This window comes from Mesorhizobium tianshanense (assembly GCF_007830515.1).
GTDB lineage: Bacteria > Pseudomonadota > Alphaproteobacteria > Rhizobiales > Rhizobiaceae > Mesorhizobium > Mesorhizobium tianshanense.
Map to the genome: position 1 here is coordinate 44,319 of NZ_VLKT01000040.1, position 15,003 is coordinate 59,321.

The 15,003-nt window shown below is 64.1% G+C and carries 14 protein-coding genes; 7 read left to right on the plus strand and 7 right to left on the minus strand.

Going from position 1 to position 15,003, the window contains the following annotated elements; all coding sequences use genetic code 11:
* The first annotated feature begins 3 nt into the window (after positions 1–3).
* From IQ26_RS27005 to denD, 4 genes are all read left to right on the plus strand, one after another.
* The gene (locus tag IQ26_RS27005; RefSeq protein WP_145721429.1) at positions 4–690 is read left to right on the plus strand and encodes a GNAT family N-acetyltransferase; all 687 of its coding nucleotides are present in this window, start codon (positions 4–6) and stop codon (positions 688–690) included.
* A 112-nt stretch (positions 691–802) separates the two neighbouring features.
* Positions 803–1,789, plus strand: a complete 987-nt coding sequence (locus tag IQ26_RS27010; protein ID WP_145721430.1) for a cation diffusion facilitator family transporter — start codon at positions 803–805, stop codon at positions 1,787–1,789.
* A gap of 60 nt (positions 1,790–1,849) precedes the next feature.
* Positions 1,850–2,056 carry a hypothetical protein gene (locus IQ26_RS27015; RefSeq protein ID WP_145721431.1) on the plus strand — a complete coding sequence of 69 codons (207 nt, stop codon included), beginning with the start codon at positions 1,850–1,852 and terminating at the stop codon, positions 2,054–2,056.
* A gap of 1 nt (position 2,057) precedes the next feature.
* Positions 2,058–3,035 (plus strand): D-erythronate dehydrogenase, encoded by a 978-nt coding sequence (gene denD / locus IQ26_RS27020; RefSeq protein WP_145721432.1) that lies wholly within the window; start codon positions 2,058–2,060, stop codon positions 3,033–3,035.
* Positions 3,036–3,069: 34 nt separating this feature from the next.
* Here denD and IQ26_RS27025 read toward each other — a convergent pair whose 3' ends face one another.
* The 4 genes from IQ26_RS27025 to IQ26_RS27040 form a co-directional block, all read right to left on the minus strand.
* Positions 3,070–4,143 (minus strand): nickel/cobalt transporter, encoded by a 1,074-nt coding sequence (locus tag IQ26_RS27025; protein ID WP_145721451.1) that lies wholly within the window; start codon positions 4,141–4,143, stop codon positions 3,070–3,072.
* Between the two features lie 58 nt (positions 4,144–4,201).
* Positions 4,202–4,870 carry a DUF1007 family protein gene (locus IQ26_RS27030; RefSeq protein WP_145721433.1) on the minus strand — a complete coding sequence of 223 codons (669 nt, stop codon included), beginning with the start codon at positions 4,868–4,870 and terminating at the stop codon, positions 4,202–4,204.
* An 85-nt stretch (positions 4,871–4,955) separates the two neighbouring features.
* On the minus strand, positions 4,956–5,855 hold the full coding sequence (locus IQ26_RS27035) for a LysR family transcriptional regulator (protein ID WP_145721434.1): 900 nt from the start codon (positions 5,853–5,855) through the stop codon (positions 4,956–4,958).
* 1 nt (position 5,856) lies between these two features.
* Complete coding sequence (locus tag IQ26_RS27040) at positions 5,857–7,059, minus strand: amidase (RefSeq protein WP_145721435.1); 1,203 nt, start codon at positions 7,057–7,059, stop codon at positions 5,857–5,859.
* 542 nt (positions 7,060–7,601) lie between these two features.
* Here IQ26_RS27040 and odc2 point away from each other — a divergent pair.
* Positions 7,602–8,735 (plus strand): ornithine/lysine decarboxylase, encoded by a 1,134-nt coding sequence (odc2, locus tag IQ26_RS27045; protein ID WP_145721436.1) that lies wholly within the window; start codon positions 7,602–7,604, stop codon positions 8,733–8,735.
* 276 nt (positions 8,736–9,011) lie between these two features.
* Positions 9,012–9,578, plus strand: a complete 567-nt coding sequence (locus tag IQ26_RS27050; protein WP_240547252.1) for a GNAT family N-acetyltransferase — start codon at positions 9,012–9,014, stop codon at positions 9,576–9,578.
* A gap of 58 nt (positions 9,579–9,636) precedes the next feature.
* Here IQ26_RS27050 and IQ26_RS41610 read toward each other — a convergent pair whose 3' ends face one another.
* Positions 9,637–9,921 (minus strand): SCP2 sterol-binding domain-containing protein, encoded by a 285-nt coding sequence (locus IQ26_RS41610; RefSeq protein WP_145721437.1) that lies wholly within the window; start codon positions 9,919–9,921, stop codon positions 9,637–9,639.
* A 224-nt stretch (positions 9,922–10,145) separates the two neighbouring features.
* Here IQ26_RS41610 and IQ26_RS27060 point away from each other — a divergent pair, with 224 nt between their 5' ends.
* Positions 10,146–11,927, plus strand: coding sequence for a chloride channel protein (locus IQ26_RS27060; protein ID WP_145721438.1), 1,782 nt, complete (start codon positions 10,146–10,148; stop codon positions 11,925–11,927).
* A 16-nt stretch (positions 11,928–11,943) separates the two neighbouring features.
* Here IQ26_RS27060 and IQ26_RS27065 read toward each other — a convergent pair whose 3' ends face one another.
* Together IQ26_RS27065 and IQ26_RS27070 are read right to left on the minus strand one after the other, a co-directional pair.
* The gene (locus IQ26_RS27065; RefSeq protein WP_145721439.1) at positions 11,944–13,587 is read right to left on the minus strand and encodes an MFS transporter; all 1,644 of its coding nucleotides are present in this window, start codon (positions 13,585–13,587) and stop codon (positions 11,944–11,946) included.
* Between the two features lie 287 nt (positions 13,588–13,874).
* Positions 13,875–14,906 carry a histone deacetylase family protein gene (locus tag IQ26_RS27070; RefSeq protein ID WP_145721440.1) on the minus strand — a complete coding sequence of 344 codons (1,032 nt, stop codon included), beginning with the start codon at positions 14,904–14,906 and terminating at the stop codon, positions 13,875–13,877.
* Positions 14,907–15,003 lie beyond the last annotated feature (97 nt).

A 15,003-nucleotide genomic window follows, 5' to 3' on the forward strand; every position in this document is an offset into this window, starting at 1 on the left:
TGGGTGACGGAAAATCTCAAGAATTGGCAGCCGCGCCCGCGGCCCGAACGCAAAATCCTGGAGGGGCGCACTGTCAGGCTGGAACCGCTCAACGCCGAAAAGCACGGTGACGGCTTGTTCGAAGCATCGTCGGTGCCCGACGCCGACGGCCGCTTCGCTTGGCTGCCCGACTATCCGCCGGAGACCCGCGCTGCCTTCCAGCCGTGGCTGGACAAGGTCGAAGCCAGCGAGGACCCGCTGTTCTTCACCGTCATCGACAAGGCCAGCGGCAAGGTCGCCGGACGCCAGACGCTGATGCGCATCGATCCGGCCTATGGCGTGATCGAGATCGGCAACATCTATTGGGGGCCGCTGATCTCGCGCAGGCCGGCGGCGACGGAAGCGCAGTTTCTGTTCATGAAATACATCTTCGACGAGCTTGGCTATCGCCGCTACGAATGGAAATGCAACAACCGCAACGAGCCGTCGAAGCGCGCGGCGGAGCGTTTCGGCTTCAAGTTCGAGGGCATTTTCCGCCAGCATCTTGTGGTCAAGGGCGAAAACCGCGATACCGCGTGGTATTCGATCATCGACAAGGAATGGCCGGCACTGCGCAGAGCCTATGAGGCATGGCTCGATCCGGCAAATTTCGATGGCGACGGCCGGCAGAAGCGACGGCTCGAGGATTTCCGCGCCGAGTTCGGCGCCTGACCATGATCCCGAAAAGTGGAAGCCAGTTCGGGCAAGATCACGGTCAAACAAGAATATAAGGCCCCCACCCCGATTCTGCCGGGATGGGCCAGGCTCTGACAGGAGTTCGCAGATGGCGCATAGCCACGACCATGGTTCGCAGGGGCATGACCACAGCCACGGCGCCGGCCATGTGCATGGCTCGACCGACAAGAAACGGGTGCTGATCGCGGCCTGCCTGACCGCCGGTTTCATGGTCGCCGAAGCGCTCGGCGGTCTCCTCACCGGATCGCTGGCGCTGCTGGCGGATGCCGGCCACATGCTCGCCGATTCGATCGCGCTCGGCCTTGCCTGGTATGCTTTTCATCTTGCCGGCCGGCCGGCGACCGAACGCCTCACCTACGGCTTCGGCCGGGTCAAAACGCTGGTCGCCTATACCAACGGCATCGCCATCTTCGCCATTGCGCTGTGGATCATCTATGAGGCTTGGCAACGCCTGCTGACGCCTGCGCCCGTGCTCGGCGGGCCAATGCTGGTCGTTGCGATCGCTGGCCTGCTGGTCAACATCGCTGCCTTCTTCGTGCTGCATGGCGGCGACCGTGAAAGCCTGAACATGCGCGGCGCCATCCTGCACGTGCTCGGCGATCTGCTCGGCTCGGCGGCAGCGATCATAGCTGCGCTGATCATCCTGGCGACGGGCTGGACGCCTATCGATCCGATCCTGTCCGTCCTCGTCTCGCTGCTGATCCTGTCCACGGCCTGGTCGCTGATGCGCGAAGCAGCCCATGTCCTGCTCGAAGGCGTGCCGGCGAGCCTCGATCGCGACCTGATCGCGAGGGATATAGAGGGGACAGTCAAGGGCGTTTGCGAAGTGCATCACATGCATGTCTGGTCGCTCGACGGGGCCAAGAACATGGCGACGCTGCATGCCTGCCTCAATGATGGCGTCGATGCCCACAAAGCGGTCAGCGCCATCAAGAAGCGGCTTGCCGCCGAACACGGCATCAGCCATGCCACCGTCGAACCGGAATTCGGACAGTGCGCCGACAGCCACGATGGCCACGATGACGAGCACGATCATGTGCATGACGCGGCTCCGCATCATGGCCACTATCACTGACGCAGGGAACTCCATGGCATTGGCAATGAGCTTGAATTTCCGCCGTGTCGGGGTCGCGTGATGGATCGCGACACGCGCAATGCGGCGATCGGCGCCTTTTGGGTGCTGCTCGTGTTCGGCATCGCTGCCTATTATTTGCCAACCGTGATGCTGGCGATCGGCAACGTCTCGACCATCCTTGCCGGCGTCGTCGCCGCTGTCTTCATGGTGGCCATCTTCATCGTGTTCTGGCTGCGTGGCCGCAGCCAACGCAAAAAGGATCATTGATATGCGTGTTTTGATTACCGGCGCGGCAGGCATGGTCGGCCGCAAGCTCATCGCTCGGCTGGCGAAGGACGGAACGCTCCGCGGCCAGAAGATCGCCGCGCTCGACCTTCACGATATTGTGCCGCCACAGGCACCGGTCATCGAGGGCGTCGATGTCGCCATCCATACCGGCGATCTTGCCGCGGCGGGCGCGACGGAAAGGCTGGTCGCGTCGCGCCCGGACGTGATCTTCCATCTCGCCGGCGTCGTGTCGGGCGAGGCGGAAGCCAATTTCGATCTTGGCTACCGCGTCAATCTCGACGGCACACGGGCGCTGTTCGACGCCGTCCGGCTGGCGTCCTATGCGCCACGCGTCGTGTTCACCTCGTCGATCGCCGTGTTCGGCGCACCGTTCCCGGATGTCATTCCGGACGAATTCCATCCGACGCCATTGACCTCCTACGGCACACAGAAGCTGATGGGCGAAGCATTGCTCGCCGACTATACGCGGCGCGGATTCTTCGACGGCATCGGCATCAGGTTGCCGACCATCTGTGTGCGGCCCGGAAAACCGAACAAGGCGGCCTCGGGCTTCTTCTCCGGCATCATCCGCGAGCCGTTGAGCGGCCAAGAGGCGATATTGCCGGTGTCGCGATCGGTGGTGCACACCCATGCCAGCCCGCGCTCGGCGGTGAACTTCCTGATCCATGCCGCCGGGATCGACGGCAGCACCGTGGGGCCGCGCCGCAATCTGACGATGCCCGGTGTCGGCGTCTCGGTCGGCCAGCAGATCGAGGCGCTGGAACGCGTCGCCGGCTCCAGGGCGGTGGGGCTGATCCGCGAGGTGCCCGACGACACGATCTGGGCGATCGTCAAGGGCTGGCCGACACGGTTCGAGGCGCGGCGGTCGAGGGAGCTTGGCTTTACCGCCGAAACCAGCTTCGACGAAATCATCCGCGTCCATATCGAGGATGAGCTGGACGGCAAGGTCGCAAGCTAGGGGCGCTGCGCGTCCAATCGGACGCGCAAAGGCGTTATCCGCCAGCGCTCAAACTTGCCGACAACAACAGCAGCCCGAACAGGAAGACGAAGGCTGCGCCGCCGATCTCGACGATCGAGTGGATGCGGTTGCCCAAGCGGCCGTCGCCGGCGAAATAGACCGCCCAGTTCTTGGCCGTCACCGCCAGCGTCGCCAGGGCCGCGACCGTGATCGCGGTGCCGAGCGCCATGGCCAGCACCGACAGAATGCCGCCGAACCACAGTCCGTTGAGCAAGGCAAAGCTCAGCACGATCAGCGCGCCAGAGCAGGGCCGGATGCCGACCGCAGCCACTGCCGACCAGGCCGTGCGCCAGCCGAAGCGGTCGCCGGAAAGCAGCGCCGGGTCGGGCGCGTGTGAATGTCCGCACGTCTCGCAGACTTCGCCTGCCGCATGATGATGATGGTCGTGCCCGCCATGGCCATGATGGTGGTCGTGCGCGCCATGATCGTGGTCATGGTCGTGAAGCGCGTGGGAATGCGCCGAATGCGCATGCGCGGAATGCGAGGGCCCTGCGTGCGAATGGCCGGCATTGGCGGCCGACAGGCTGTAGGCGGGGTTTGCACCGAACAGGCGAAGGACGGCGGGGCCGGCCTTGCGCCACAAAAGCCAGGCGCCGAACAGGGTGATCAAGGCAAAGCTCATGACTTCGAGGAACCATGCCGCGTCGGTCATCGAGATGGCAGTGCCGCGCAGGACGAAATAGGCGAGTATCATCACGACGATCGCCGTCAGCGCCTGCAACAGGGCCGAGACGAAGGACAGCATGATGCCGCGCCTGAGCGCGACTTCGTTCGCCACCATGTAGGACGAGATCACCGCCTTGCCGTGGCCGGGGCCGGCGGCATGGAAAATGCCGTAGGCGAAAGACAGGCCGATGAGCAGCCACAGCTTGCTGCCGTCCTCGCGCATCGCCTTCATCGCCGTTGCCAGCGCTCGGTAGAATTCCTGCTGGCGCAGATTGATCCACATCAGGATATGGGCGAACGGGCCGGTGGTGGGCGCTATCCCGTCATTGGTGCCGATGCCGAGCGAGCTCTGGGCATGGGCGGCACCGAGGAAGTGCGTCATCACAAGGGCGATGCCCAAAAAGCCGAACGCCAAACGCAGGGACGGTTTCGTCACCGGATTATCCTTCTGACTGACAGCTCAGTTCGAGCTTGGTCGCAAAGATCTTGCTCATGTCGGTGCCTGTCGGATCGTTGAAGAAGGCGTCCGTCAAGGTCTTCTGATTCTGGGCGAGCGCCTCGTCGGGGTTCGGACGGACGACCTTGCTCGTGCATGTCGACGGCAAACCATCGACCTGCAGGTTGGCATCCTCGGTGAAATCGATCGCTGTGTAGAAGGTTGGATCGTAGACGCCGATGTCGATCTTGCCGGCCAGTTTGGTCGGCGCCTTCGGTTCGGATTCGAACAGGATGATGAGTTGGTCGTTTTCGAAATTTGCCATCAGCTGCGGGGGCGGGTTCATCGCCTCGTCCTTGCCGTCGACGGTGACGAGCTGGAAGTAATTGAACTCCGCCAGCGAAGCATGGACGGTGTCGGCGACTTCCTTCAGCTCCTTGTCGTCGAGCTTCAGGTCGGAATTCTTGTCGAACTCCATCATCACCGTGCTCGAAAACAAATCGTCGAAGCGCCAGAGATGGCGCAATGCCTTCACAGTTTGGTGATCCGGGCTAAGAACCACTTCGAGGCGGGCCTCGGCGAAGACGTGGGGATGCACCTCGGCTGGCCCGACCGTGGCAAATATCGCCGCCATGGCCGAAGCCATCATGATTGCTTGCCGTTTCAGGTGCATCCTCGGTCGCGATTCCATCAGCTTGGGTAAATATCGAGAGTTACCAGAAAGCGGGCGAAAATGGGACCGATAGACGACAGAAGGCTCATGCGCTGTCGGTCGTCTTGAACCACTGCACCAGGAAATCGACAAAGACGCGAACCTTCGCGGGCAAATAGCGCCGGTGCGGATAGACGGCGAAGATGCCGCCACCCGGCAGGATGCGGTCATCCAGCGCGGTCACCAGCCGGCCGGTTTCGATGTCGGGCGCGGCGATGAAATCCGGCAGGATCGAAAATCCCAATCCGGCCACGGCGGCGGCCCTTGCGGCCATCGGACTGTTGACCTCGATCGGACCGGAGACCGAGACGCTCACCGTATCGCCGCTGTCGCCCTTGAATGGCCAGTTGGTCAGCCAGCGGCCATTGGTGTCGATGATGCAGGGAACGCGGCTAAGGTCCTGCGGCCGCACCGGCATGCCATGTTTCGCGATCAGTTCGGGAGATGCGCAGAGCCGCACCGAAAACGGCGCCAGACGCCTGGCGATCAGCGAGGAGTTTTCCAGCCGCGAAATGCGCACGGCGAGATCGAAACCTTCCTCGACCAGGTCGACGAAGCGATCGTCGAGACGAATGTCGAGCACGATGTCGGGATGCTGCTTGGCGAAATCGATCAGCGATTGTCCGATCGGTGCGTCAGCGAAGGTGCGCGGCGCCGAAAGCTTGATCCTGCCGCGCACGTCGCCAGAGGATTCACGCACGGCATCGGCCAGGCTGTCGACCTCGCGCACGATTTCCGAGGCGCGCCGGTAATAGGTGTGGCCGGCCTCTGTCATCGAAAACTGCCGCGTGGTGCGGTTGAGCAGCAGCGCGCCGAGCTCGTCCTCCAACTCGCGCACATATTTCGACAGCAGCGCCTTGGAGCGGCCGATCTTGCGCGCCGCTGCTGAAAAACCTTCGGCCTCGACCACGTCGATGAAGGCGCGCATGCGGGTCAGTGTGTCCATGTCATGCGGTCCTTTTTTGATGGGTCGCAAGGATGCGCGCGGCAAGCGCCATCAGTTGCCGGTCGCTGTTCTTCGGTCCAAGCAGCGAAAGGCCGAAGGGGGCACCGTCGACCTGGCCCAGCGGCAGCGTGATCTGCGGAAAGCCGGACAGGCCGGAAAGACACAGCAGTCTCAGCGCGCGTTCGCGATACGTCTGCAAATCGTCGAAGGAATCGGCCTTGAGCGGGGCGGCACCCGGAACGGTCGGCAGCACAAGGACGCCGTCCTCGCCAAGCAGGTCGGCAAGTTCAAGACGAAACGAAACGCGACGTTCCCTTTCATGTTGCGCGGTTGCCGCGTCGATGGTCGCGCCATGCTCGAAGCGATCCTTGACGCCGGGGCCTAGCATCCGGTCGCTCTGCGAGATCCAGGCGCCATGGCTTTGCCAGGCCTCGTACCCCTGCAGCTTGCGGAAACACCAGTAGAGATCGTCGGTGGAATGCGAGAGCTGCGCGCTGGTCCGTGGTGTGCCCATTACCGAAGAGACATGGCGGACCATGCCGCGATATTCATCGGCTTCCTGCGGGCCGAGCATGAGCCCGTCCAGCGCATCCAGGGTGAGAGGACGCTGCAATTCGTGGCGATGGAGATCGTCGCCGAGCAACACCGCGCCGACCTTGTCGTAGGTGGCCATGTCCTTGGCAAACCACCCGAACGTGTCGAGGGAGGGGGCGAGCGGCATGGTGCCGTCGAGCGAAATGCGCCCGTGCGTGATCCTGAGGCCGATCAGACCACAGAAACTCGCAGGCGCGCGAATGGAGCCGCCGGTGTCGGATCCGATGGCGATATCGGCGAGCCGGCCGGCGACCGCGGCGGCGGATCCGGATGACGAGCCGCCGGTGATGCGGTCGGGTGCTGCCGGATTGACCGGCGACGGGAAATGCGCGTTCAGCCCCATCAGGGAGAAGGCCAACTCGTCGGTCTGCGTCTTGCCGACGAAGCGCGCGCCCGAATCAAGCAGCGCCTGGATCGCCGGCGCGGTCGCCGCGGCGGGCGAAGCCTCCCGATACTTCTGCGGATTGCCGCAACCGGTGCGATAGCCGGCAACGTCGTAAATATCCTTGACGGCCAGCCGCAAGCCGGCAAGCGGGCCGGATTGCGCGCTGGCGACGGGAATCTGGTCGAGGTCGAGAAAAGCGTTCAGAGGGCCGCGAGTGCCTGTCATGCGTTCGATATCCGGATACAGTCTGTCCAACATTGTTCGCCGCTGGAAATTTTACAACCTGGCATACGATTTTTATTGATTGTGAAATCCTTCGCTCTTATATCGCGCTTGCCCAAAGTCGCACGTGCCTGTGGGTGTCCGCCGATCCTCGAATGGTGAGGGCAATCGGTAAGGTAACTGGAGCCAACCCCTCCAGTCGGTTTAGCGGCCAACCGCCAGACCGAGGACACCTTGAAGCAACGACGGTGCGGGCCTTTCTGGTGTTCTGCCGGTCGTCCAAAGACCGGGGTTACTGAAGAGGCACACCTTCATTGCCGGCAGTGCGGACGGGTTTCCCATCCAAGCCAAGGCAGACAAAGCGAACCGAGGCCGGGCAAGGCCAAGGTTCACCGCCGCGAGACGGCGCTTCATGGTTCCGGGGTCTCCACCGGCTGGTTCCATGGATTTGACGTCCCGCCTTTGTCCACCGCGTGTTCGCGAGGCCGACAGCCCGCGTCCCGCAGCCTTTGTGCGCGCCGAACGGCGCTGATGGAGAGACCCCGATGGCTACCCAGCGCATCCTTGACTTCCTCGCCACCCGACGTCCGAACGGCCCTTGCCTCGTCGTCGACCTCGATGTCGTGCGCGACAATTTCCGTGCCTTCGAGAAGGCGCTTCCCGATTCGAAGATCTACTATGCGGTGAAGGCAAACCCGGCGCCGGAAATCCTGCGCCTCCTTGCTGCGATGGGCTCGTCCTTCGACACCGCTTCCGTTGCCGAAGTCGAGATGGCGATGGACGCCGGTGCGCCGGCGGACCGCATCTCCTTCGGCAACACCATCAAGAAGGAGCGCGACATCCAGCGCGCCTATCAGCTCGGCATCCGGCTGTTTGCGGTGGACTGCGTCGAGGAGGTCGAGAAGATCGCCCGCGCAGCACCCGGCGCCCGTGTGTTCTGCCGCGTGCTGACCGACGGCGAAGGCGCCGAGTGGCCGCTGTCGCGCAAGTTCGGCTGCGTGCCGGCGATGGCGGTCGACGTGCTGCGCCACGCCAGGACGCTCGGCCTCGACGCGCATGGCGTGTCGTTCCATGTCGGCTCGCAGCAGACCGACCTCGCCGCCTGGGACCGTGCGCTCGGCGATGCCAAAAAGGTGTTTTCGACGCTCGCCGAAGAAGGCATCGTCCTGAAGATGGTCAATATGGGCGGCGGCTTCCCGACCCGTTACCTCAAGGATGTGCCGGTGGCGCAGGCCTATGGCCAGGCGATCTTCACGGCGCTGCGCAAGCATTTCGGCAATGCCATCCCGGAAACCATCATCGAGCCGGGCCGCGGCATGGTCGGCAATGCCGGCGTCATCAAGTCGGAAGTCGTGCTGATCTCGAAGAAGGCCGACAACGACAATGTGCGTTGGGTGTTCCTCGACATCGGCAAGTTCGGCGGTCTCGCCGAGACGATGGACGAGGCGATCCGCTACCCGCTCGTGACCGCGCATGACGGCACCGAGACCGCGCCTTGCGTGCTCGCCGGCCCGACCTGCGATTCGGCCGACGTGATGTACGAGAAGACGCCGTATCCGCTGCCCTTGTCGCTGACCATCGGCGACGAGGTGCTGATCGAGGGCACCGGCGCCTACACGACGACCTACGCCTCGGTTGCCTTCAACGGCTTCGAGCCTCTCCGATCCTACGTGATCTGACGGCTCGTAAGAGTTGCTCAGATCACCCGAGGCGGGCGAAGAGATCGCCCGCTCCGGCTCGCCTGTGGAACAGATCTCCGCTCGCCAGGGATTACGGAAATGGAAATTGCAGATTTCATTGTTGAAGGCGCTGCGCAGCGCGATTGGCCGATCTCCCCCCTTGAGGGGGAGATGGCCGGCAGGCCAGAGGGGGTCAGTTCGGCTGGCTCGACCTTTCTTGGTCTGTATGGGGCCGGCGCTTCATGCGCGGCGACCCCCTCTGTCGCCTTCGGCGACATCTCCCCCTCAAGGGGGGAGATTGCCGGCGCTTTCATCATCGTCGCCGAAACCGCTGCCGACGTTCCGGCGCGCGAAGCTTTGCTCGACCGTGCGATGGGCTTGAGCCGCCGGAAAAAATCATCGGAAAAGCTGCGGCGCGGCCGCCGGCCTTCGGAAGGCCTGGCCTTTGTCGCACGCGATGCATCGGGCACTGTTACAGGCACCGTGCGGCTGTGGGATGTCGTGCTGGGCGAGGGCGGTCGGGCAGCCCTTCTGCTTGGCCCGCTCGCCGTCGACCCCACAATCAAGAATGCCGGCATCGGCTCGGCGCTGATGCGCCATGCGGTCACTGAAGCCGCGCGTCTCGGCCACGCCGCGATCCTGCTCGTCGGCGACGCCCCTTACTATGGGCGTTTCGGGTTCTCGGCCGCCAAGACCGGCGCCCTCTCCATGCCGGGGCCCTATGAGCGGCACCGCCTGCTGGCGCTGGAACTGGTGGACGGCGCGCTGAGCGGCGCCCAGGGTACGCTGAAGGCCGCGGGGCGCAAGCAGAAGGCGCCGGTGGCTCTGACTTTCGCCGCTTGAAGAATAAATGCAAAAACGCCGCCTATCGGGCGGCGTTCTGCTTTCATCGGTGAGCGGCTCAGCCGATCAATTGGCTCAGCGCCATGGCGACGCTCATGTCGCCCTCGACCTTTATCTTGCCGGTCATGAACGCCATGGTCGGGTTGAGCTCGCCTGATATCAGCGAATCCAGATCGTCGAGCGAAAGCTTTATGGTGCAGTCGGCCGGCGCGTCGTCGGTCGAGATAGTTGCGCCATCGATGACGATGACGCCGTCAGCGCCGGTATCGAATTTCACGGAACGATCGAACCCGGCACTCGCCACGCGCGATCTGATCTTGTCGGCAATTTCCTGAACGCTCATGCCGTTCTCCTCGTCTCGTTGCGTTTGTCGCGCATTGGCGCTGGGCGCATATAGCTTTGGGTTGACGTTTACGTCAACGCGGTTCGACGTGACGAAGACGGTCTTATCGCCGCATCGAAGCCGTGCTTTCCACACTTGCTGCCGGGGCCGGCATCGCGGTTGCCATGCGATGTCGCCGGGCGTATCAGGCACCACCCCCCTTTGAATATCGGCGAGCCGCTCCGGTGCTTTCCAAAAACGAACCACAAGTCTATGCCCGCCGGCTGCGCGCGGTGCTGATCCGATCGCTGCCGCTGCTTGAGGCGCGCGGCATCGTCGTCGTCGTTCTGGCCGGCGTGGTCGGGGTGATGGCGGGCGTGCTGGTCACGGGAATGAGCGAGCTGGTGTTGTACCTGCACGAACTACTATTCGACGTTCAGCCCGGCGGGCGACTTTCAGCGATGTTTTCGCTGGAGAAACCGGTGCAGGCGCTGATACCGGCGATCGGCGGCATCCTGCTCGGGCTGACGGTGATCTGGCTGAGAGTGCGCAAGTTCCGCACCCCGGTCGATCCGATCGAAGCCAATGCGCTCTATGGCGGGCGCATGTCGCTGACCGACACCTTCATCATTGCCGGGCAGACGATGATCTCGAGCGGCTTCGGTGCTTCGGTCGGGCTGGAGGCCGGCTACACGCAAGTCGGTTCCGGCCTGGCATCGCGGCTGGCGCGCTTCTTCAGGCTGCGCCGCAACGATGTCCGCATCCTGGTCGGCTGCGGCGCAGCCGGCGCGATCGCCGCCGCCTTCGACGCGCCGCTGACCGGTGCCTTCTATGGTTTCGAACTGGTCATCGGCATCTACTCGGTCGCCAATGTCGCGCCAGTCATGGCCGCCGCGATCTGCGCCTCGTTGACCGCCGAGGTCTTCGGCGGCGTTCCGTTTCCGTTGGAGCTCTCCGGTCTGCCGGAGCTCACCCTCAGCCAGTATTTGCCGTTCCTGCTGCTCGGGCTGTTGGGTGGCGGCGCTTCCATTGCCGTCATGCATCTGGTGAGCCTGGTCGAGCGCGGTTTCGCACGGCTTGCGGTCGATGCCTCGCTGCGCCCCTTCATCGGCGGCTGCATCGTCGGGCTCTTGGGGCTGATCACGCCGCAGGTCCTGTCCAGCGGCCACGGCGCGCTGCATCGCGAATTCGCGATGAATTACGGGCTCGCCGTGGTGGCCAGCGTTTTCGTGCTCAAGCTCGCCGCGTCGGCAATCTCGCTGGGCTCCGGCTTTCGCGGTGGATTGTTCTTCGCCTCGCTGTTCCTCGGTGCTCTGCTCGGCAAGATGTTCGCCGAAATCATGGCTTTCGTCTCGCCGGCGACCGGCATCGATTCCGCGGTCGCGGCTGTCGTCGGCATGACGTCGCTGGCCGTCGGCGTCGTCGGCGGCCCGCTGACGATGACGTTCCTGGCGCTGGAATCGACCCGTGACCTGACACTCACCGGAGTGGTGCTGGCGGCCTCGATCATGGCGGCGATCCTGGTGCGCGAAACCTTCGGCTATTCCTTCTCGACATGGCGTTTCCATCTGCGCGGCGAGACGATCCGCAGCGCGCATGATGTCGGCTGGATGCGCAGCCTGACGGTCGGAAGCATGATGCGAAAGGACGTCCGCACCATCGATGCCTCGAAAACGCTTGCGGCCTTTCGCCAGGAAGTGCCGCTCGGTTCGGCCCAGCGCGTCGTCGCGGTGGATGCCGACCGGCACTATATGGGCGTGCTGATCGTCGTGGAGTTGCACAGCGATCTGTCCGACGGCGAGACGCCGGTGGTGTCGCTGGCCAGGTTCAAGGACGCCGTTCTGGTACCGACCATGAACGTTCAGTCCGCGGCCGAGACCTTTCAGCGCGCCGGCGCCGAGGAACTGGCGGTCGTGGAGGATTTCACGAACCGCGTCGTCGTCGGGCTTCTGACCGAAGGCCATCTGATGCGGCGCTACGCCGAGGAGCTCGACAAGGCGCGGCGGGATTTGTCGGGCGAGGGGTAGGACGGCAGACTACTGCCTAATGTTCGATCGGTCCTTTCGGCATGACGATCGCCGTGCCGGCGGTGGTCGGGCGCTCGATCATGCGGCGGACGCGGGGCGGCTCGTCGCCGCTGTGTAGCGCCCGTATACGCTCGCCGATGACGGCGTCGGCATGGGTGGCCCGCTTGTTGTGGCGGATGTATTCGAGCCATGTCGGCGTGTGATAGTGCTCGATCCATATTGCGGGATTTTCGAGATCGCGCGCCAGCGTCCAGTTGCGGGCGCCGTCGCGGCGACGGATGCGGCCGCGTTCGGCCATGGTGGCGAGGAATTCGGGCACGTCCTCCTCACGGATGATGTACTCGATCATGATGGCGATGGGGCCGCTGCGCAGCTTGAGGTCGAGGCCGAGATGCGGCTCCTTAAAGCGGTTCAGCGGATCGAGGTTGAGCACCGCCTGCTGCGGCAAGGGCAGCAAGAGGCCGATCGCGCCGCCCGCCAGCATCGCGACACTGGCCGCGATCAGCGCGAGTTCGGCGCCATGCGCATCGGCGACGACACCCCAGATCCAGCTGCCGAGCGCGATGCCGCCGAAGGTCGCCGTCTGATAGACCGAGAGCACCCGGCCGACGACCCAGCGCGGCGTCGACATCTGCACCGTGACGTTGAAATGCGACAGTGCGATCACCCAGCAGGCGCCGCCGATGAGCAGCCCGAGCGACGTCTGCCAGGCGTGGTCGCTGACGGCGGCATTGAAGGCGCAGAGCGCGAAGCCGGCGAAGGCCATGCGCACCATCGTCTCGCTGGACAGCATCTGCCTCAGCCGGACGCTGATCAGCGCGCCGCCGACGGCGCCGATGCCAAAAGCGCCGAGCATGACGCCGTAGGTCAAGGCATCGCCTCTGACGACGTCGCGCGCCACCAGCGGCAACAGCGCCAGAACCGCGCCGGCGCTGAAGCCGAAGGCCGCGCCCCTGACCAGCACCTTGCCGATGTTGGGCGACATGGCGACGTAGCGCAGGCCGGCGCCCATCGCCGCGCCCAGCGTCTCGCGCGGCAGCGTCGAGGCCGGCAGGTCCGGCTTCCAGCGAGCCAGCACGATGATGAGCCCGACATAGCTCAGCGCGTTGGCGGCAAAGGCCGCCGCAGCACCCGCGGCGGCAACGATGATGCCGCCGATCGCCGGGCCGACGCTGCGCGTCAGGTTGAAGCCCAAGGAGTTGAGCGCGACGGCAGCCGGCAGCTTGGCACGCGGCACCATGTCGCCGACAGAGGCCTGCCATGACGGGTTGTTGAGCGCCGTGCCGCTGTCGATCAGGAAGGTGAAGGCGAGCAACGTCCAGGGCGTTATCAGGCCAAGGTAGGTGAAGACGGTCAGCAGAACCGAGACGACCAGCATGAAGGTCTGGGCAATCAGCATGACCTTGCGCCGGTTGAAGCTGTCGGCGATGGCGCCGGCGACGAGCGCAAACAGCATGATCGGCAAGGTGGTCGAGGCCTGGACCAGCGCAACCTGATAGGACGAGGTGGCAATCGTCGTCATCATCCAGGCTGCGCCGACGCCCTGGATCAGGCCGCCGAAATTCGACACCAGACTGGCGGACCATACGGCGCGGAAGATGCCGTGCCGGAACGGCGCCAGCGCCGAGACGCGTTCGCTGTCCGGCTCGTCGTCGATCATGGATGCTTCCCCGCCTTCAAAAGCTGTCTTCTTCCAGTGAATCGGTCCCTCATACCGTTCCTTCAAAGTAGAACATCACATCGCTAAGGGCGAAGGCCTTTTCGAAAAAGATCATGGTCCAACAACAGGATAGCGGAGGCAAAAATATGCCCGGGCGATAATCTCCTGCACATCGCAAAGCCGTATTGCTGCGGCCGACTCCACGTCAGCCTGCGCCTTACCTGCGGTATGGGTCGCCTCCAAAGACCGTCTGTCGGCGATCCCTGACCGGTTCGGTTGGCTGCCTCCTACCGATCCTCGAATCCGGTCAGGACGCCGACGGCGTTGACGCCGATCTCTTCGACGGCATAGCCGCCTTCCATGACGAACAGCGTCGGCAGGCCGAGCTTGGCGATGCGGCGGCCGATCTTGGGATAATCGGCGCTTTTCAGCTTGAACTGGCTGATCGGGTCCTTCTCGAACGTGTCGACGCCGAGCGAGACGACGACGACATCGGGGGCGTAAGCCGCAAGTTTCACGCAGGCGTCTTCCAGCGAGGCATTCCAGGCGTCCCATGTGGTGCCGAACGGCATCGGATAGTTGAGGTTGAAGCCTTGGCCCGGCCCGGCGCCGCGCTCGTCGGCATGGCCGAGGAAGAACGGATATTCGGTCATCGGGTCGCCGTGCAGGTTCAGCACCTGCACGTCGTCGCGGCTGTAGAAGATCTCCTGCGTGCCGTTGCCGTGATGGTAGTCGACATCGAGGATCGAGACGCGTTTGGCGCCCTGGTCGCGGAACCACCGCGCGGCGACGGCGGCGTTGTTGATGTAGCAATAGCCGCCCATGAAGGCGGCGCCGGCGTGATGGCCGGGCGGGCGGCAGAGCGCGAAGGCGGACGTCTCGCCGCCCTTGACCAGGGCGGCCGCGGTCAGCGCCACGTCATAGGACGACTTGATCGCCTCCCAGGTGCCTTTGACGAAGGTGGCGCCGCCGTCGAAGGAGTAAAAACCAAGCAGCGCATCGATGGTTCTGGGGCGCACATCGCCGCGCAGGCCGCGCGTCGGCCAGGTGAAGGGGAGGGCCGAACCCGTCCGTCCGGACGCCTCCCAGAGCGGCCACACGGTCGGCAGGAAATCGATGTAGTCGCTGGCATGCACTTTCCTGGCGGCAGCGAGATCGTGGGTCTCTGGTGGCAGGATCGGGCCGAGCTTTTCGCTCTCCACCCTCGCCTTGATGAACTCGGCGCGCGAGGGCTTCTCGAAGGCCGGAACTATGGCGCCTGAAATGAGCTCGAAATTGCCGGCATGGCCGGCGTGGAGAGGAGAGAAAACAGTCTTCATTTTTTGGGGCCGGCTCGCTCTTCGAGTTGCGCATCTGTCATTGATAGACTGCTTTGTGGCAGAGAGTTTCAGCGCCGCCAAGGGGCATTCCAGAGTG

Bases quoted from the DNA above. Each gene is read 5' to 3' on its own strand.
- IQ26_RS27015 (WP_145721431.1), top strand. From the start codon at position 1,850: ATGGATCGCGACACGCGCAATGCGGCGATCGGCGCCTTTTGGGTGCTG.
- IQ26_RS41610 (WP_145721437.1), bottom strand. From the start codon at position 9,921: ATGAGCGTTCAGGAAATTGCCGACAAGATCAGATCGCGCGTGGCGAGT.
- IQ26_RS27025 (WP_145721451.1), bottom strand. From the start codon at position 4,143: ATGACGCACTTCCTCGGTGCCGCCCATGCCCAGAGCTCGCTCGGCATC.
- IQ26_RS27010 (WP_145721430.1), top strand. From the start codon at position 803: ATGGCGCATAGCCACGACCATGGTTCGCAGGGGCATGACCACAGCCAC.
- IQ26_RS27040 (WP_145721435.1), bottom strand. From the start codon at position 7,059: ATGACAGGCACTCGCGGCCCTCTGAACGCTTTTCTCGACCTCGACCAG.
- IQ26_RS27065 (WP_145721439.1), bottom strand. From the start codon at position 13,587: ATGATCGACGACGAGCCGGACAGCGAACGCGTCTCGGCGCTGGCGCCG.
- denD (WP_145721432.1), top strand. From the start codon at position 2,058: ATGCGTGTTTTGATTACCGGCGCGGCAGGCATGGTCGGCCGCAAGCTC.
- IQ26_RS27030 (WP_145721433.1), bottom strand. From the start codon at position 4,870: ATGCACCTGAAACGGCAAGCAATCATGATGGCTTCGGCCATGGCGGCG.
- IQ26_RS27035 (WP_145721434.1), bottom strand. From the start codon at position 5,855: ATGGACACACTGACCCGCATGCGCGCCTTCATCGACGTGGTCGAGGCC.
- odc2 (WP_145721436.1), top strand. From the start codon at position 7,602: ATGGCTACCCAGCGCATCCTTGACTTCCTCGCCACCCGACGTCCGAAC.
- IQ26_RS27070 (WP_145721440.1), bottom strand. From the start codon at position 14,906: ATGAAGACTGTTTTCTCTCCTCTCCACGCCGGCCATGCCGGCAATTTC.